The sequence below is a fragment of the Novosphingobium sp. BL-S-24 genome, assembly GCF_055521575.1.
In genome coordinates this window covers 1,047,331-1,065,881 of sequence record NZ_CM145488.1, presented here as the reverse complement: position 1 = coordinate 1,065,881, position 18,551 = coordinate 1,047,331, and the positions used below count along the sequence as shown (strand labels likewise).

General features: G+C 59.4%; 15 protein-coding genes. 6 read left to right on the top strand and 9 right to left on the bottom strand.

What is annotated here, in order from left to right:
• Positions 1-8: 8 nt before the first annotated feature.
• Positions 9-1,631, top strand: a complete 1,623-nt coding sequence (locus tag ACZ1JM_RS10355) for an NAD(P)/FAD-dependent oxidoreductase (protein WP_465134724.1) — start codon at positions 9-11, stop codon at positions 1,629-1,631.
• Positions 1,628-2,830: a BaiN/RdsA family NAD(P)/FAD-dependent oxidoreductase gene (locus ACZ1JM_RS10350; RefSeq protein WP_465134723.1), complete on the top strand. Its 1,203-nt coding sequence runs from the start codon at positions 1,628-1,630 to the stop codon at positions 2,828-2,830. The genes ACZ1JM_RS10355 and ACZ1JM_RS10350 overlap by 4 nt, the downstream gene beginning before the upstream one ends.
• Before the next feature lie 13 nt (positions 2,831-2,843).
• Here ACZ1JM_RS10350 and msrA read toward each other — a convergent pair whose 3' ends face one another.
• The 3 genes from msrA to ACZ1JM_RS10335 form a co-directional block, all read right to left on the bottom strand.
• A complete protein-coding gene (gene msrA, locus ACZ1JM_RS10345; RefSeq protein WP_465134722.1) occupies positions 2,844-3,515 on the bottom strand; it encodes a peptide-methionine (S)-S-oxide reductase MsrA in 672 nt (223 codons plus the stop codon).
• Positions 3,516-3,627: 112 nt separating this feature from the next.
• Positions 3,628-4,695: a LacI family DNA-binding transcriptional regulator gene (locus ACZ1JM_RS10340; RefSeq protein WP_465134721.1), complete on the bottom strand. Its 1,068-nt coding sequence runs from the start codon at positions 4,693-4,695 to the stop codon at positions 3,628-3,630.
• A 41-nt stretch (positions 4,696-4,736) separates the two neighbouring features.
• Positions 4,737-6,068: an MFS transporter gene (locus ACZ1JM_RS10335; protein ID WP_465135038.1), complete on the bottom strand. Its 1,332-nt coding sequence runs from the start codon at positions 6,066-6,068 to the stop codon at positions 4,737-4,739.
• Positions 6,069-6,210: 142 nt separating this feature from the next.
• On the opposite strand from ACZ1JM_RS10335, the gene ACZ1JM_RS10330 reads away from it, so the two are divergent.
• From ACZ1JM_RS10330 to ACZ1JM_RS10320, 3 genes are all read left to right on the top strand, one after another.
• Entirely contained in the window at positions 6,211-7,359 is a 1,149-nt protein-coding gene (locus ACZ1JM_RS10330) for a glycoside hydrolase family 68 protein (RefSeq protein ID WP_465134720.1), read from the top strand.
• A 5-nt stretch (positions 7,360-7,364) separates the two neighbouring features.
• Positions 7,365-8,285 carry an ROK family protein gene (locus ACZ1JM_RS10325; RefSeq protein ID WP_465134719.1) on the top strand — a complete coding sequence of 307 codons (921 nt, stop codon included), beginning with the start codon at positions 7,365-7,367 and terminating at the stop codon, positions 8,283-8,285.
• A 227-nt stretch (positions 8,286-8,512) separates the two neighbouring features.
• The gene (locus ACZ1JM_RS10320; RefSeq protein WP_465134718.1) at positions 8,513-13,273 is read left to right on the top strand and encodes an NAD-glutamate dehydrogenase domain-containing protein; all 4,761 of its coding nucleotides are present in this window, start codon (positions 8,513-8,515) and stop codon (positions 13,271-13,273) included.
• Between the two features lie 84 nt (positions 13,274-13,357).
• Here the strand turns inward: ACZ1JM_RS10320 and ACZ1JM_RS10315 are convergent, their stop codons facing one another.
• Both ACZ1JM_RS10315 and ACZ1JM_RS10310 read right to left on the bottom strand, forming a co-directional pair.
• On the bottom strand, positions 13,358-14,020 hold the full coding sequence (locus tag ACZ1JM_RS10315; RefSeq protein WP_465134717.1) for an HAD family hydrolase: 663 nt from the start codon (positions 14,018-14,020) through the stop codon (positions 13,358-13,360).
• Between the two features lie 212 nt (positions 14,021-14,232).
• A complete protein-coding gene (locus ACZ1JM_RS10310; protein WP_465134716.1) occupies positions 14,233-14,937 on the bottom strand; it encodes a hypothetical protein in 705 nt (234 codons plus the stop codon).
• Between the two features lie 48 nt (positions 14,938-14,985).
• Between ACZ1JM_RS10310 and ACZ1JM_RS10305 the strand changes: the two genes are divergently transcribed.
• On the top strand, positions 14,986-15,231 hold the full coding sequence (locus tag ACZ1JM_RS10305) for a hypothetical protein (RefSeq protein ID WP_465134715.1): 246 nt from the start codon (positions 14,986-14,988) through the stop codon (positions 15,229-15,231).
• Between the two features lie 7 nt (positions 15,232-15,238).
• Here ACZ1JM_RS10305 and ACZ1JM_RS10300 read toward each other — a convergent pair whose 3' ends face one another.
• The 4 genes from ACZ1JM_RS10300 to ACZ1JM_RS10285 form a co-directional block, all read right to left on the bottom strand.
• The gene (locus ACZ1JM_RS10300; RefSeq protein ID WP_465134714.1) at positions 15,239-15,688 is read right to left on the bottom strand and encodes a hypothetical protein; all 450 of its coding nucleotides are present in this window, start codon (positions 15,686-15,688) and stop codon (positions 15,239-15,241) included.
• A 62-nt stretch (positions 15,689-15,750) separates the two neighbouring features.
• A complete protein-coding gene (locus tag ACZ1JM_RS10295; RefSeq protein ID WP_465134713.1) occupies positions 15,751-16,179 on the bottom strand; it encodes an OsmC family protein in 429 nt (142 codons plus the stop codon).
• A 99-nt stretch (positions 16,180-16,278) separates the two neighbouring features.
• On the bottom strand, positions 16,279-17,430 hold the full coding sequence (locus ACZ1JM_RS10290; protein ID WP_465134712.1) for a glycosyltransferase family 4 protein: 1,152 nt from the start codon (positions 17,428-17,430) through the stop codon (positions 16,279-16,281).
• A gap of 162 nt (positions 17,431-17,592) precedes the next feature.
• The gene (locus tag ACZ1JM_RS10285; protein WP_465134711.1) at positions 17,593-18,078 is read right to left on the bottom strand and encodes a hypothetical protein; all 486 of its coding nucleotides are present in this window, start codon (positions 18,076-18,078) and stop codon (positions 17,593-17,595) included.
• Between the last annotated feature and the right edge of the window lie 473 nt (positions 18,079-18,551).

Here is an 18,551-nt window from a genome sequence, read left to right as displayed (position 1 = left end):
GGCCGCGAATGCTTCGCCTTACCGACCTTGCCCTGCCGCTTGATCACGCCCCCGCCGACCTCGACGCCGCCGTGTGCGAACGGCTGAATATACCGGCATCCGCGCTGCAGCGGGTGACGGTGGTGCGCCGTGGCAACGACGCGCGCCGCAAGAATGCGATCAAGCTGGTCTATGCGCTGGACGTGATGGTGGCAGACGAGGCAGACGTGCTGGGCCGCTTCGCCGACGATCCGCATGTGCGCCTGACGCCGGACACGACTTACAAATTCGTCACCCGCGCGCCGGAAAACTACGCCGGGCCGCGCCCGGTCGTGATCGGGGCAGGTCCGTGCGGGCTACTGGCGGCGCTGGTGCTCGCGCAGATGGGCTTCCGTCCGATCATCGTCGAGCGGGGCAAGGCAGTGCGTGAACGCACACGCGATACCTGGGGCCTGTGGCGCCGGTCCGAACTGAACCCGGAAAGCAATGTCCAGTTCGGTGAGGGCGGGGCGGGCACGTTCTCCGATGGCAAGCTCTACAGCCGTATCAAGGATTCGCGGCATCTCGGCCGCAAGGTGCTGACCGAGTTCGTGAAGGCAGGCGCACCCGACGATATCCTCACCGAAGCGCATCCGCATATCGGCACGTTCCGCCTCGTGACGATGGTGATGTCGATGCGCGAAACGATCGAGGCGCTGGGCGGCGAATACCGGTTCGGGACGCGGGTCGATGACTTCATCATCGAAGACGATGGCGCGGGAAATCGAAAGCTCACGGGGCTGGCGCTGTCGACCGGCGAGACCCTGGAAGCCAGCCATGTCATCATGGCCGTCGGCCATTCGGCGCGCGACACCTTTGAAAACCTCTACGAACGCGGTGTCTATGTGGAAGCCAAGCCCTTTGCCATCGGCGTGCGCATCGAACATCCGCAAAGCTGGATCGACAAGGCTCGCTTCGGCCCCTGTGCGGGCAACCCCATCCTGGGGGCGGCGGCCTATTCGATCTCTCACAAGGCGAGCAACGGGCGAACCGTCTATTCCTTCTGCATGTGTCCGGGCGGCCGGGTGGTCGCCGCCGCCAGCGAGGAAGGGCGCGTCGTCACCAACGGCATGAGCCAGTACTCGCGAGCGGAATTCAATGCGAATTCGGGGCTGGTCGTCGATGTGACGCCCGAGCGCGACTATCCCGGGCATCCGCTCGCAGGCATCGCGCTGCAGCGCCAGCTCGAGGAAATGGCCTTCGTCGCCGGCGGTTCGAACTACCAGGCGCCGGGGCAGAAGCTGGGCGATTTTCTCGCCGATCGGGCTTCCAGCGAATTTGGCGCGGTGACGCCCAGTTATCAGCCTGGGGTGCATCTCACGCACCTGAACCAGTGCCTGCCGGACTTCGTTACCGACGCGATCCGGGAAGCGCTTCCGGTGTTCGGTCGGCAGGTGCCCGGCTATGATCACCCGGACGTGGTGATGACCGGGGTGGAAACGCGCACATCCTCGCCGATCCGGATCACGCGCGGGCGCGATTACCAGAGCCTCAACACACGCGGCCTCTATCCTGCGGGAGAGGGCGCGGGCTACGCGGGGGGCATCCTCTCCGCCGCTGTTGACGGCATCCGCGTGGCGGAGGCGCTGGCTCTGGAACTCGCCCCGGCATGACATCTCAAGCAATCGAGAATTACGACGCCATCATCCTAGGCGCGGGTGCGGCAGGGCTGTTCTGTGCGGCCACCGCGGGACAGCGCGGCAGGCGGGTACTGCTTCTGGATCACGCGCCCGAGCCGGGTCGCAAGATCCTCATTTCCGGCGGGGGGCGGTGCAACTTCACCAACCTGCACACCGCACCCGACCGCTACATCGCCAGCAATCCGCACTTCGCCAAATCGGCGCTAAGCCGCTACACGCCTGCGGACTTCGTGGCTCTGGTCGACAGCTACGGCATCGCGTGGCACGAAAAAACGCTGGGCCAACTGTTCTGCGATAGTTCCGCGAAACAAATCGTCGCCATGCTGCTAGACGAGTGTTCAAAAGGCGACATAACTCTGCGCTGCGGCGATGCCATCTCTTCGGTCGATCACGCCGACAGCATGTACTTCATCAACTACGGCCCCCACCGCGCCAAAGCGCCCGCGCTGGTTATCGCCACCGGCGGACCGTCCATTCCGAAAATGGGCGCAACCGGTTTCGCCTATGACCTGGCGCGCCAGTTCGGTCTGAAAGTCGTCCAGCCGCGTCCCGCGCTAGTACCACTGACGCTGCCTGCGGACGAAGCGCTGTTCCGCGAGCTTTCCGGCGTCTCCACCGAAATCGTCGCACGATGCGGAGCGGCGGCGAACAAGAGACCAGCGTTCAGGGAAGCAGCATTATTCACCCATCGCGGCCTGTCCGGGCCGTCGATTCTGCAGATCTCAAGCTACTGGCAGCGCGGCGACACGGTCACGGCGCAATTCGTACCGGATCGTGAGCATGGATGGCTCAAGGTTCTCAAGCGCGAACGCCCCCGACTGTCGTTCCGCAAGGCAATGGGTGACGGCCTGCCCGATCGGCTGGCCGACGCGCTGTGCGAAAGGCTGGGGCTGACGGGAGAGATCGGCAACCTGTCCGACAAGGCGTTGACTGCCGCAGAGGAACGCCTGGCGCGCTGGCCGTTCATCCCTGACGGATCGGAGGGCTATGCCAAGGCGGAAGTTACCGCAGGCGGCATCGATACCGCCGCGCTATCGTCCAAGACGATGGAAGCGCGCAGGACGCCTGGCCTCTATGCGATCGGAGAGGCGGTGGACGTGACCGGCTGGCTGGGTGGATATAACTTTCAATGGGCGTGGGCCAGTGCACGGGCTGCCGGGCTGGCGCTCTGACCCGCTAGAGACTTCAACTGCGGTAGAGCGCGGGGTAGGTCTTGCGTAACGCATCCAGTTTGGGCGAGTCATACCGGCGAATGTAACTATCGTTCGGATTGCGGCGCAAGTAATCCTGATGATAGCTCTCTGCTGGATAGAAAGCGCCTGTTTCAACCTTCGTAGCGACCACTTTTGGAAACGTACGGGCTTTGTCCAGAGCAGCAATATAGGCCACAGCAATATCGCGTTGAGCAGCATTCTGCGGAAAGACGGCCGAACGGTAGCTGGGGCCGACGTCGGGAAACTGCCGGTTTAGCTGAGTTGGGTCGTGGGCCACAGAAAAGAAGATCTTGAGCAAATTCCCGTAACTTATCTTCGCCGGATCAAAAACGATCCGAACGGCTTCCGCATGACCGGTGTTTTCTGAGGAGACCGCTTTATAGGTCGCATCCTTCCTTGATCCGCCCGCGTATCCCGCCGTAACCGATTTTACGCCTTTGACGTGTTCAAACACGCCCTCGATTCCCCAGAAGCACCCACCCGCCAACACCGCAACCTGATCACCGCTCGATGCGGTTTGCTCGGCTGGAGGTGCCGGGAAGGAGGCCGCGTTTGCTGGCTTCTCGGGCCAGGTGGCAACGCCGACCGCGATCAATGCCAAGGCAGACGCGGTGGTGATCAAAGGCCATGAGCGGAATGACATCACATAAACTCCCCAAAGACCAGATATGGGAAACAAAGTTCATGTTACCAGATTCTAATCTTCACCACCAATGCTACCCACGGCGAACGATAATATCCGCAGTGGGGGGAGTTCAACTGCGCGTCGTACTGCGAACAATCAGGCGTGGCGGCATCGCCAAGCTAGGTGTGTCATCTCCATCTATGCGAGCTTTCAGTTTTTCCACCATGATCCGCGCGCCCTCGGAAATGTCCTGACGGACCGTGGTAAGCGGCGGCATCGTTTGCGCAGCGAGCGGGAGATCATCAAACCCGATGATTTGCGTATCATCTGGCACCGAGCGGCCGGCTTCAAACAACGTACGCAGGGTTGACATCGCTATGATGTCCGATGCGCAAACGAGGCCGTCGTAGCTTACGTCCGGTCGTGCCAAGGCTGCCTTGATCTGGGGGCCCATTTCTGCGCTCGCCAGATTGATGGGTATCTGAGCAAGCGGCAGTCCCGCCGCTTTTGCTGCTTCCGCTGCTCCGCTGTGACGCATGGCAATCTCGATGCCCGTAGTATCGCCCAAAAAGGCAATGTTCCGCGCGCCCTTGGCGATTAGATGTTCGGCACTGCGTCGTCCGCCGTCCAGGTTATCGGTGCCCACGACACAATGGACCTGACCCTCGCGATAATTGCCCCAGACCACCATCGGTCGATAATGGGCTGCGACGTGGTCTATCACGTCGGACTGATCCGACTGACCGATCACGAGTACGCCATCGACCATCCCCGATCCGGTCATTCGTTCGAGCCAGTCAGACGTGCCGTCGGGCAAGGCGCGGGAAAGCATCAGATCATAGCCGCTATCGGTTAGTTGATCCGCAAGGTGGCCGAGGAGCGTAAGAAAGAACGGATCAGATATACTCTGACGCTTTTCATGACCGAGTGGTATCACGACGCCTATGACGCCAGTTCGCTTCGATCGCAGCTTGCTCGCCATCTGGTTCGGTCGAAAGGCATAGTGTCGGGCAAGCGCCTGAATTCTCTCCCTGGTCTCGACATTGACGAGGGATTTGCCCGCTAGGGCACGGGATACCGTCCCGGCTGAAACGCCGGCTAGGCGCGCTAGGTCGGCCAACGTTCGTACCTCACCCACCGGTTCGGACGTATCCGAATGCATGGTCTTGCCGCTTGTGTTGCTAGTCGTAGTCGCCATGCGGCGGGGCTTAACATTCGGAGTGCGTTGTCGAAAGTACGTTAATCAATTGTCCGCAGGGTTTCGGCGGGGTGTCGTCCTGCATCGACAAAAAGTGTCGAAATCGCACCTGCGAGCATGATGACACCTGCCAGAATCAGCGCGTTGCGCGGATCATCACGTAATACGGGGCCGTAAAGCAGTGGCAGGGTCAGATTTTCAATCAACATCGGAATGACAATGAACACATTGAAGATGCCCAAGTAAACGCCGTTGCGATGTTCAGGAATTGAGCCGGCCAGCATCACGTATGTGTTCCCCATCATTCCCGCCCAACCAAGGCCGATGCCAACCATTAGAAACGCCAAAAGAGGGAAAGACTGAGCTGACGGAATGAGCAGCATGGCTAACGCCGAAGCAAATAGGCACACCGCATGTACTGATCGAGCGCCCTGCCATCTGACAATTGGTAAGAGGGCAAAGGCGGATAAAAATGCGACAAGATTATACACCGCACCAAGCTGCTGGGCAGTCAAAACTGCATCGCTAAATTGCACGGAAGCCGGATCAGAAGTGCCATATAAAGAGCGAGAAAGCGCGAATGGAATGTATTGCCAATAGACCATCATTGCATACCATTGGCATAGCATCGCGATTGCCAGTTGCCGCATGGGCCGCGGCATTTCTACGATTGCACTCTTGATTTCCCTCCAGTCCGTGTTGCCCTTAGGGGTTCTCGCAATGATCGACTGTCGTTCCACGTCAGAGAGGGGGAGCTCGGGAACGCGGGCCACGGAATATACGATCGTCGAAATGGACAGGATAGCGCCGGTGATGAACGCCATCCTCACGATCTCGGGTATGCCAGCCTGCGATAACAGATGCTTGTCCATCAATCCGGAAAAGAGCGATGGCGCCATATAGGACAACGTCTGCGCCAGACCGGTAAAAGCGCTTTGGGTTAGGAAACCGGCTGCCTGTTGATCCCGTCGCAGACGATCTGCCACATACGCCCGGTAAGGCTCCATCGTGATGTTGTTGCCCGCATCCAGTAGCCAAAGTAAACTCGCAGCCATCCACAAGGTGGACGAATAAGGCATCGCGAAAAGGGCTGTGGAACAAATTACCGCGCCAACAAGGAAATAAGGTGTGCGACGTCCATACCGAGAAAGTGTTCGGTCGCTCATCGCGCCTATAAATGGCTGTACTATCAAGCCCGCGACCGGGCCGGCCAGCCACAATAATGGCATAATCGCCTCGTTAGCGCCTAGATAACCATAGATCGGCCCCATATTAGCTTGCTGAAGGCCGAAGCTGAACTGAAGGCCAAAGAACCCTATATTCATCTCAATAATGCGGCCCAGTGACAATATCGGCGGCGGCTCTTTCGACATTTCGTTCTCATCGGAATGGTGAGGATGATCACTCACGATCGGCGGTCAACTGCGGCGTTCTTTCAACGATATGTTCACAGCGGGCATATGGCCACGTCTTAAAATTGTTGCTCGGCGTACAATCGTTTGTAAGTGAACGACCATGACGAATCTGCCGCAAATCCCTCCTTTTTTACCGCTTGTCTGGACAGCCGATCGGCTGAGGTTGCTTGAGCAGACGGGGTACGCGACTGCGCCAGTGTTGAAACGAGCGCAGGTGCCGCGCATAAGCTCCGAACTTGACGTGTGGGACTCATGGCCGCTGGCGGACAGGACGGGGTCCCCAGTCAAATGGCGTGGGGGTGAACTATGGTTTGCGCTCGCTGCGCCGGCATTCGATGATCCTGAGCAGCGCCACAACCACGCACGCATTCACCATTTCCATCGCATCGATGATCGCTTTCATCATTTGGGGGTGACGTTTCCGGACGGGTTCACGCCGGGAAGTCGCGAGTGGTCAGGTTCGGCCCGATGCGACGACGGCCTTCACGTAACACTGTTCTTCACTGCGGCAGGGGAGCGAGGGGAGGAAGAGCCAACATACAAGCAGCGGCTGTTTTCATCGACCACACGCATGTCAGATGGGCATTGTACCGATGCCCCCTTCGAGCAATGGTCGGATCCGGTAGAACTGTTTGTTCCGCTGGATATCCTATACATGAGCAACCACGATGGGGCGGGTGAACCGGGCGAAATCAAAGCTTTCCGCGACCCGTTTACATGGTGCGCCGAGGACGGGCGCGATTACTTGTTGCTGACCGCATCATCGGCCCGCACACGTCATCGTTTCAATGGTGTCATAGGATGTGCTGTGCGTAACCCGGACGGTGTCTTTCACCGAGTGCCGCCGCTTGTAGATGCTTCGGGCCTTAACAATGAACTGGAGCGTCCGCACATGGTTCTGCACGGTGGGAAGCTCTACTTATTCTGGTCGACCCAATCGCGAGTGTTTGCGCCGGCGGTCAGCGCGCCGACTGGTCTATATGGCGCTATTGCGGATCGAATTGAGGGGCCATGGCGATTTTTGAACAAGCACGGTTTGGTATTCGCCAATCCGGAGAGCGAGCCATTTCAAGCCTACAGTTGGTGGGTCCTGCCCGACCTTTCGGTGGCAAGTTTCGTTGATTACTGGGGAATCGATGATGCCTCACGACAAGAAAAGCCGAAGGGTCGTGCGCACTTCGGAGGAACCTTCGCGCCATTCCTGCAATTGCGTCTTGATGGAGCGCGTGCGACGCTGGACGATGGGTAGGGCCAATGCATAAGCTTGCAGGGATCGAACTGGGTGGGACCAAAACCATCGTGGTGCTCGGCCAGCCTGGTCGCATTGACGATCGGGTTGAATTTCCAACGACGGAACCAACCGCTACCCTAGATCGCGCTATTGATACAATACAGGGGTGGAGGGACGATCAACCGGTAGATGCAGTCGGCATCGCCAGCTTCGGGCCGATAAGAGTGTCGCGGGATGCGGCCGACTACGGCTTCATGCTCGATACCCCAAAACCGGGATGGGCCGGTGCAGCGGTCGTCGGACCAGTCGCGGCGGCGTTGGGGTGTCCCATAAAACTGGACACCGACGTCAATGGCGCCGCCTTGGCGGAGCATCGTTTCGGTGCCGCGAAGGGATGCGAAAGCATGGTTTATCTCACCGTCGGTACCGGTATTGGTGGAGGAGTTCTCATCGGAGGGGAGCCGGCGCACGGGCTACTTCACCCAGAGATCGGTCATGTACGTTTGCGCCGTGCACCGGGTGACGAATTTCCCGGTGCATGCCCCTTCCACGGCGATTGCCTCGAAGGGCTAGTTGCCGGCCCAGCGCTCGCGTCGCGCTTTGGCACGCATCCATCCCGGGTAGACCCTACGAACCCGGTTTGGGATCTGATCGCCCGCGATCTGGCTGAGCTTTTTGCGATGCTGCTCCTCACTGTCTCGCCCCAAAGAATTGTAGTGGGCGGGGGAGTAGCCAACAAGCAGCCACACTTGTTGCGTAAGGCAATCCACCACGTGCCGTCGTTTCTTAACGGCTATCTGCGCGATTGCACTCCGGCGGCCCTGGAGACGATGATCGTCGCTCCGACACTGGGTGACGATGCTGGGCCAACCGGAGCGCTGCTGTTAGCCGCCCGGGCGCTGGAAGATCTCTCGATAACCGTAAAGCCTCTTCCGACCGCTTGAAAAGCACCAGTTCAAGCGTTAGCGCGTTTGAACTAATATTGCGCGCATCGGAAATGGTGTTACATCGTTGCTCTCGGTGGAAGCGGCCAGATCGGTCTTCAACAGTGATTACCGGAACTGTATCACTGCACACCAACGGGTCAAAACGGACTCAGCGGCGCATACAAACTCAATTTCAATCCCGACCTAGAAGCGGGATCAAATCAAGATATCTAGCGGAGAACGTGATGAGCGCAGTCGACAAGACCGCAACCGGCAAGTTTGGGTTTTCGCTAAACAGGAGTGCCAAAGCGGCCCCACATTTGCTGGGCGAACTTTCGGAACATTTGTCCAGCGCTCTTCTGCCGGTTGATAGTCCTGGCGATGATAGAGATTGGATCGATGACGCGGCGCAGTTCGTCTTTTCGGTTACCGCTGAACGCACAATCGGCGAACCATCGATAGCGATCGACTCTGTTCGTGGAGAGCGCCGCCTTTTGCGCATCGCCATCGTCAATGACGACATGCCGTTTCTCGTCGACTCCGTCGCTGCGGCAATAGCTGCCGCAGGTGTCGTCATCGACCGCTTGGTCCACCCGGTTATGCGTGTTCACCGCGATAAAAACGGCAAGCTGCTGGCTCTGCCAGAGGATGCGCAGGATGCTACGGGACGGGAGTCGGTCATCTACATCGAAACTGCTCGCATCGATGCGCGACAACGGCGCGATCTCCAGCGCTCACTCGAAAAAACGCTTGAAGATGTACGCGCAGCCGTAACCGATTGGCCGCAGATGGTGGAAACGATGCTGGCTGATGCCACGCGCATTGATGCTGCCAATCTTGATCCAGAGGGAACTGAGCTCTTGCGCTGGTTTGCTAACGGGATGCTGACCCAGATCGGGCACGTCACTCGTTCTCGCGATGGAAATCGATCGGATCGGTTCGGTATCTGTCGCGTAAGCGAAGAAGATGTCCTGTCCGACATTTCCTACGAGCGGGCTTTCGCTGCTTTCGATGACTGGTTGGCGAGGGGCGGGATTCAGGCCCCCATGGCGATCAAAGGCAATCAAACGTCCACCGTGCACCGCCGCGTTCCTATGGACCTCTTCCTCGTTCCGGTGATCGATGGTGATAAGATTACCGCGTTGTCGGTCCATGCTGGCATGTGGACAAGCGCCGCGCTCGCCACATCGCCCAAAAACGTCCCGCGTCTCCGCGGACATCTGGCCGACTTTTCCGCCCGGCTGGATCTCGATCCGACTGGCCACACAGGCAAGGCGCTTGCCCATGCGCTGACCAGCCTTCCTCATGATCTGTTGCTAGGCCTTGGCGAGGACGACATTGAACGGCTGGCGATGACGATGACGGGGTTGGTGGACCGGCCACGCCCACGGTTGATCATCACCCGTTCGCCGTTGATGCGCCACCTGTTCGCGTTCGTTTGGCTGCCCCGTGACATGCTGTCGACCCAAGTCCAGCGGCGCATCCAGACAATGGTGGAAACAGCAGCCCAAGCCACCACGCTGGATTGGAGCCTTCAGGTCGAAGCTGGCAACCTCGCCATGCTTCGCTACACGCTGGACGTCCGCGAAGGAAATCACGAGCTTTCGGAGGCAGCGCTCGATCACGATCTTCAAGTGATGCTGCGCGGCTGGCCGGAGGCAGTAGAAGTTGCCTTGGGCGCAACTCTCGAAGCAGGTCGCGCGGCCGCCGTAGCTGGGCGGTATGCCGAAGCATTCCCGCTGAGCTATCGCACCGATTACGGCGCAGCCGAAGCGGCCCTGGACATCGCGTATCTTCGTCGCATCGCTGTTGGCGAAGCCTCCGAGAGCGATCGCCCGCAAGTGCATCGCGACGTTCGATTCCTCTCTAGAGACGACGATCCCGTAGACGTATTGCGATTGAAGATTTACCAGTCGGAAGGCGCGCTGCCGCTTTCGGATGCCGTTCCTGCGCTTGAAAACTTCGGTTTCCGGGTTTTGGCTGAAATGCCTACAGGTCTGGATAAAGGTCGGCTCGGCACGATCCACGATTTCTATCTTGAACCTGCTGGCGGCCGCCCGGTACATGAATTGCTCGAGCTTGCTCCCTCCATCGAAGACGCTCTCAGGGGTGTACTCAATGGCGGTGGCGAGAATGATGCATTCAATCGCCTGGTGCCAGGCTTGGGTCTTTCAAGCGTTGAGACGAACTGGCTCCGTGCCTGGTATCGCTATCTCCGTCAGGCAGGCATGAACTTCGGAATTCCGACTGTAGTGGATGCTCTGCAAGCAGCCCCGCAGGTGACACGCGGGATAGTCGCGCTGTTCAGATGCATGCATGATCCGGAGTTCGTGGGCAATCGCACGCTGGCACGGCAGGAAGCGGAAGAAGCGATCCGCGCCGGACTTGCTGAGGTCAATGCAATCAATGACGATCGCTTGCTCAGAGCCTTTCGTGACATTGTCTTTGCTATGCTGCGGACCAATGCGTTCACATCTGCCGGGGAGACTGCGCTCGCTTTCAAGTTCAATTCAGCCTTGGTCCCGGGCCTGCCTAAGCCGCTCCCCTGGCGTGAGATATTCGTCTATTCGCAGCGAGTTGAAGGCATCCACCTTCGCGCCGGGACGGTAGCGCGGGGCGGGTTGCGATGGTCTGATAGACGCGATGACTTTCGTACTGAAGTCCTCGGTCTGATGAAAGCGCAGCGTGTGAAGAACGCGGTGATCGTGCCTACCGGAGCAAAAGGCGGATTTTATCCGAAGCAGTTGCCCGATCCGGCACGGGACAGAACGGCGTGGGCGGCCGAAGGGCAGGCATCCTACGAAATTTTCATCCAGACCCTGCTGTCCATCACTGACAACATCGACGGTGACAAGGTCATTCACCCAGCGGGCGTCCAAATACTCGATGGGGAAGACCCGTATTTCGTCGTGGCTGCCGACAAGGGCACCGCTAAATTCTCAGATGTTGCCAATGCGATCGCTGAAGCGCACGATTTCTGGTTGGACGATGCTTTTGCGAGTGGCGGATCGAATGGGTACGATCACAAGGCCATGGGCATCACCGCGAAAGGCGCGTGGCTTTCCGTGCAGCGGCATTTCCTCGAAATGGGTGTGGACGTGCAGAACGATGCCGTGCGCGTCGCGGGGTGCGGGGACATGTCCGGTGACGTGTTCGGCAACGGCATGCTGCTGTCCAAATCACTCAGGCTTGTGGCTGCGTTCGACCACCGGCACATCTTCCTCGATCCGGACCCGGACGCTGTAAGAAGCTGGGGGGAGCGCCAGCGTCTGTTCGATCTGCCGGTGTCCAGCTGGGAAGACTACGACCGTATCCTGATTTCCAAAGGCGGCGGTGTGTTTTCCCGCAAGCTCAAGTCGATACCTTTAAGTGATGAAGTACGTGCGGTGCTTGGCATTGAAGCGCGGGAAATTGACCCCGATTCGCTGATCACAGCTATCCTTTGTGCCCCGGTCGATCTACTGTGGTTTGGCGGGATCGGGACATACATCAAGGCATCTGCCGAAAACAATGTCCAGGTCGGGGATCCGACCAACGACGCCTTGCGCGTGAGTGGAAATGAAGTGCGCGCCAAAGTGATCGGGGAAGGCGCCAACCTTGGCGTCACCCAGGCAGGACGCATCGAATTTGCAATTCGCGGCGGGCGGATAAACGCTGATTTCATTGACAATTCCGCAGGCGTCGATTGCTCCGACAACGAGGTGAACATCAAGATCGCCCTTGCTGCTGCCAAGCGCGCGGGCAAGTTGACCGAGGAAGGTCGCGTGGAACTTCTGCGCGCCATGACGGACGAGGTGGCCGCACTGGTCCTGGAAGACAACCGGTTGCAGGCGCTGGCGTTGTCCATTGCGGAACGGGGTGGTGCTCAGGCGATCCCATCGCACGTTCGGCTGATCGAAACGCTGGAGGAAGGCGGCCATCTGGATCGTCGTACAGAGGGCTTGGGGGACAACGAAGCACTGCTGCGCCGCGCCCAGGACGATCGCGGCCTCACGAGGCCGGAACTGGCCGTGCTCTTATCCAGCGGCAAGCTGGTGCTTCAGGCCGCGATCGAAGACAGTGACCTGCCTGACGATCCCGGCCTGTCCGACCTTCTCCTCAATGCCTTTCCGGAGGTGATGCAGCAGAAATACGCCCGCTTCATCACCGGCCACAGACTGGCGCGTGAAATCATCGCCACGAAGCTGGCGAACCGCATGGTCAATCGCCTTGGCATCGTTATGCCGTTCGAACTGGCGGAGGAAGAAGGAGCGACGCTGGCGCAGATCGCGGCCGCTTTCGTACTGGCCGATCGCCTGTTCGGGCTGGATACGCTTTGGACGCGGCTGGAAACGGCGCCGATGACTGAGACCGCAAGGGTCGCATTGTTCGACATGGTGTCCAACGCGGTGCGCGGACACATGGCCGACCTGTTGCGGGCGGGAGCGGGCCGGACCGGACCGTCCGACCTTGCTGCTCGTCTCGAAAAGGGAGTTGAAGCCCTGTCGACGGGCACTGCCGAACTTCTGGGTGAGCGCACCCTGGTGCATTCCCGCAAGCTACGTGAGAGGCTGACGAAACTGGGCGCCCCTGCCGAGGTTGCGGAAGACGTGGGGAACTTATTCGATCTCGACGGCGCTGTCGGCATAGCATCTCTTGCCGCCGAAACAGACATTGCGCCGCGTCGACTCGTGACGGCATTCACCCGGGTTGGCGCAGGTCTGGGGCTGGACTGGGCGCAGGCCAGCGCGGCGATGATGAGCCCCTCTGATCCCTGGGAGCGTCTGCTGGTCGCCGGTCTGGCCCGCGACTTTCAGCAAATGCGACTGGACTTCCTGCGTGGTCTGGCGCGAACGAAGGCGGGCAAGGCAGATCCTCTTGCCGCGACAGAGGAGTGGGGTCGGGAACAGATGGCGGCGGTAACCGCATTTAGGGCGATCGTGCATCGTGCCGAAAATGCGGTGACTGTCACCCCGGCAATGCTGGCTCAAATCGCCAGCCAAGCGCGGAATCTGCTGGGACGCTAAAAAATGCCGTCGCTTACCCGAGTACTGGGGGCGACGGCTTCTGACGAGAAATTGTGAAGCGGGCGATGGTCGTCGCAGGATTGGTCAGAGCAGGTTCGGGATCAGCCTGTCTTCGTCGCATCCCATCCGGGCTTCGAGGTAATCCCTGAGATCGCTCAACGAGGGAAGGACGTCAACGACCACCTGTTCCTGTTCCGGTGTCGCCGGTAACAGGTCGGGGATCATGATCGTGGGGATCCCGGCGCTCGTCGCCGATCGGACGCCTGCATAGCTATCCTCGATCGCGAGGCACTCACCGGGTTCAAAACCCAAAAGTCTGGCTGCGAGAAGGTAGGGCTCGGGGTTGGGCTTTGGTGCGGCAACGTCGCTACGGGTCACGATGACGTCGAAATACTCCAGGAGGCCGACGCTCGCGAGACGGTCCTGGGCCTTGCCCCCTACGGTAGAAGTGGCCAGTGCGATCGGGATGCGCTGCTCTACGAAATAGTCGAGAATGTTTTCAGTGCCAGGCCGCAAGGGCAACCCCGCGTTAACCGCTGCTTCGAAAAGACGGTCTGCCGCTTCGTAGAATGCGGTGATCGGGAACGTGGGACCGAGAACCGCAGCAAGCATCCTTTCGTTTGCATCCTGATTGATGCCAACCATCGCATCGAGGATGTGTGAGGGCACTGGCGTACCGATGCGCTTGCCGGCTTCCATAAAGGCCCGATGTTGCGCTGCCTCGGTGTCGAGAAGCGTGCCGTCCATATCAAAGATTGCGGCCTCGATGCGGTTGGGAAGATGCGGTCTGCAGGGGGAAGCGGTATTTATGTCCATTGCCGTCATATGGGGCTTGGATAATGACTGGGCAATTGCAAGCCTGAACCGGCTGCTTGCATAAAGGAAAAGGCACCATCTGAATAATGGTGCCTTTCACATGATGCAGCCTGCGTCTTAGGACGCCAGCATCGTGTCGGCTGTTACTGAGCGCCAATCACCTTGGCGGCTTGGGCCTTCGTGAAGGAGACGCTGCGGCTGTTGTAGTTGCCCGTGACGCGATCGCCCTTGACGTAAAGGCGGAAAGGAACTCCGGCAGACGTGGCGCCGCGGATCACGGTAACGTCGCCCCTCTGTTCGGTGCTGTAGGTGTAGTTGACACCTTCATGGGAGAACGCGCGAGCTTCGTCAGCCTGAGCTACGGTGGGGACGGCAACGAACGACACAGCGGCAGCAAAAAGGGCCTTAAACATAGGAAAGTCCTCGTTTGACAAAAGTGAGGGGAACATCGTCTCGATAATCGCGTTATATTGCGTCGCAACAAATACGATGCTGCTGTGCAGCGCAATTTCAAACGAGGGAACTCCAGTTGCACTTAACGCAACCGTGACATAAGCACTGATCATAAATATAATGTTGAATAGTAAACAGATGTCGGTGTTGCCGCTGGCAGATACAATGCTGCGGTGCGGTGAGATTTTAGGGTTATTTCGATCGACCGCTGCAGAAGAATTTGCGGATCCGTTGTGATGCCGTACCGTCCGGCGATGCGTCGTTTCATCCCCACCGCTTTTCTTACTTGCACATTCCTGTCGCTCGCCGCGTGTCACGGCGCGAAGGACCAGCTCCCTGGGGATGTCAACGATCGTTCGGCATGGAATGGGATCCGGGCCGATGAAACTATCCATCTCGTAGGAACGGAGCCATTTTGGTTTGGCAACGTGTCCGGCACGAAATTGACGCTCACGACAGTCGATGATCAGGGCGACCGATTGATTCAGGTCAGCCGCTTTGCTGGCCGGGGCGGGGTGTCATTCAGTGGCAAGCTGGACGGTTCAGACCTGATTCTGGCAGTTACACCTGCGGACTGCAGCGACAGCATGTCTGACAACCGGTATCCATTCGCGGTGACATTCCGCACTGGTGATCAGGTTCGTAATGGCTGTGGATGGACCGAGCGACAGCCGAAGACCCGCCCCTGACTCGACCCTACCGCAATTCCGCCTGTTTGACCGCTTCGGCCACCTGCTCGGCATCGCTGGCTTGTTTCGCGATCGACGGCGCCAAGTCGGGGCCAGCGGTCTCCAGCGGTGAAGTGGAAGGCCCCATCGCGTTATCAAAGGCTTCTGAAAGCGGCTGGTCCGTTACCGCATAATCATCGGAGTAGCCGGCAGGATAAAGGTCCGAGGAGGTTAGGGATGCCGACCGGAACCCGGGCTCCGTCGATGCCAACCAGTCGGGCAGCGAGGCATGGTCAGGCGTCAGGTCCTGAGGTGCCGGTTCTACGTAGAACGTACGATCATCCATCGCTCCCATCGGCAGCATGGGTTTGCTGGTTGCTCCGGACATCATCGAGGTGGGAACGGTCGCCGCTGCAAGAGTGCCAAGCCCAGTCGCCCCTATAACGGAGAGTACCAGTACGTTTCTGTTCAAAGGCATTGCATTGCTCCGTCAGTCCCAGGCTTTCAATGCGCCAAAGCCCAGGACCGTTCCGTGTGCGCTTACTCGGCCAATGTTTTTTCGAGCGTAATCGTGCAATTCAGAAGCTTGGAGATCGGGCAGCCCGCTTTGGCTTCATCGGCGATCCGGTCGAAATCTTCGGGCGTGATGCCGGGGATGGAAGCAGTGAGGCTCAGTTCGGACTTGGTGACGGCAAACCCGTCACCATCCTTGTCGAGCGTGACCTTGCATTGTGTATCCAAGGTGCCATCACCGTGGCCCGCCTTGGCGAGGGCAAAGCTGGTCGCCATCGTGAAGCAGGCCGCGTGGGCGGCTGCGATCAGCTCTTCGGGGTTGGTGCCGGGCTGGCCTTCGAAACGCGTGCCAAAGCCATACGGCTGATCGGACAGAACGCCTGACTTGGTGGACAGCGATCCCTTGCCGTCCTTGCCAAGGCCAACATAACGGGCGGAAGCGGAATTTGTGGTCATATCGGGCACCTTGTCAGCGTGGCGGAATAGTCCATGGCGCAACGCAAGGTGGCAGATAGGGTTCCGGTGCTGAGCAGGCCTGCGGCGGCGCAGCGCGACTTACCCGCGGGCCCGCTGCCGGATCAAGCGCACATACGTGTCCGCCACGGCATGATTGATGCGATCCCAGCTGAACTCGCTCGCCCGCTCGGCACCGGCACGACCATGCTCGCGGCGTAGTTCGGGCTGTTCGATATAGGTCCGCAGCGCCTCGGCGAACTGATGCACGGCACCTGGAGGCACCAGCCTCCCCGATACCCGGTCATCGACCAGACTTTGGCTGCCGGTCGCTGCCGCTGCGACCACGGGAAGCCCGCAAGCCATGGCTTCCAAGGTGACGTTGCCGAATGTTTCCGTGACCGAGGGATTGAACAGCACGTCCATCGAAGCCACAGCCCGTCCTAGATCAGCGCCCTGCTGGAAGCCTACGAACGCCGCTCCCGGTAGTCTTTCCTCGAACCAGTCTCGAGCCGGCCCTTCGCCGATGACGAGCACTTTGTGCGCGACCCCGCGACGACGCAATTCGTCCAGCGTATCGGAAAAAACGTCGAGGCCCTTTTCCATGACCAGCCGCCCGAGAAAGCCGATCACGGCGTCGCCGTCCGCGATGCCCAGACCACGACGCCATTCCAGATCGCGCCGCTGGGGGTTAAAGGCCTGATGATCCACTCCGCGCGACCAGATCGACACGTCGTAGTTCATCCGCTGTTGGCGCAGCAGCTGAGCCATGCTCTCGGACGGAGCGACCAGAGCGTCGCAGCGACGATAGAACCGGCGCAGCATCGCCTCGATCAATGGCTCGCCCCAAGCCATGTTGTAGTAGCGCAGGTAAGTCTCAAAACGGGTGTGGACCGACGACAGCACGGGTAGCTGGCGGTTGCGTGCCCAGGTCACGGCCTGATGCCCTACCGGGTCAGGAGAGGAAACGTGGACGACGTTGGGCTTGAACCTGGCGAGATCCTTGCCGGGAGCGCCCCAGAACGTCAGCGGGATACGGTATTCGGGTCGGCCGGGGATGGGGATGGAATGCACGCCGACAAGATCGCCCGTTGGCGCAAACGCCGGTGTCTTAATGGTGGGGGCGTAGACCCGCACGTTGGCGCCCTGGCTTAGAAGATAACCGACCAGCCGGTTGAGGGCCTGGTTGGCGCCATCGCGAACGTAGTTATAGTTGCCTGAGAAGAGGGCGATGCGCAGGTCTGCGATTTCCATGGTGCGGCAGCACTTAGCGTGCCGAAATCCCCTTGGCGAGCGTGGATGCGACCACGAGGCAATCAACTGGCAAAGTGCGTCTCGCAGGCAACGCCCGATATCGGGTCGGGGCCACCTGCGAGACGAGATTACATATTATCGATTAGGTTTAGTGAGGAAGCATCAACGCCGCCAATCACGATACCGCCGGTCGCGCCGGTCCCAACGATCGCGACGGTCCCAGCGATCCCGATCCCGCCCCCAGCCACGACCGCGATCCCAGCGATCACCGCGCCAGCCGCGATTACCGTCCCACCGGTTATGGCGATCGCGATAATACGGTGCGTAATGGCGGCTATAGTATCGATCGCGGTAATACCGGTTTGGATACCCGTCATAATAATAATAGTAACCGGGACGGTCACGAACAGTCACGTAGCGGCGTGAATCGTAGTAGCGGCGGTCATAATACCGATCGTCGTTACGATCAGCGATCGCTGCCCCAAGAGCGAGGCCAATTACACCCGCGCCGATGGCAATTGCGGCGTCATCGCCGCCACGATCGTAGTAACGCCTTGCCTCCGCTGGAGAGCTGGCAACCAGCAGCGAGGCTGACAAAGCCGCGCCAAGAACAAGTTTTCGGCCTAAGTTCTTAAATATTTCATTCATGGTGGTACTCCCTATCCGGGCCTACCGATTAACGGCGGTTGCGGTGGGCGCCTTGGACAAGAAGTTATGGTCGGCGCTCTGAACCACAAGTGAATTCGGGTCGCGGGAATGGTTGGACTGCGGCGAACCGTGAGCAGAAAGCGCCCAATCAAACGTCGGCATGACCAGTCTTCAGCAGGTTAGCGATGTCGTTCTAAAGCCGATTGCAGCGCAGCAACATATCGTAACGCCTGCGCACGGTAGGAGAAAATTCCGCCCATCACTTTGTTGCCGGGTTGGCTGATGCAGGCCCGTTGTCGAGGCTCTCGATTGACAAATGGACGTGGATAGACCGCGTTACCGGGCGAACTTTGAAGTCCGTCCGTGACGAATAACCGGCTCGCTGCGGCCGTCGCTTTGTCGAGTGACCGCAGTAGCGCCAACTTTAGCACATGGCGCGGCTTCCCTCCGCGCTCCGGTTCCCTATAAGATGG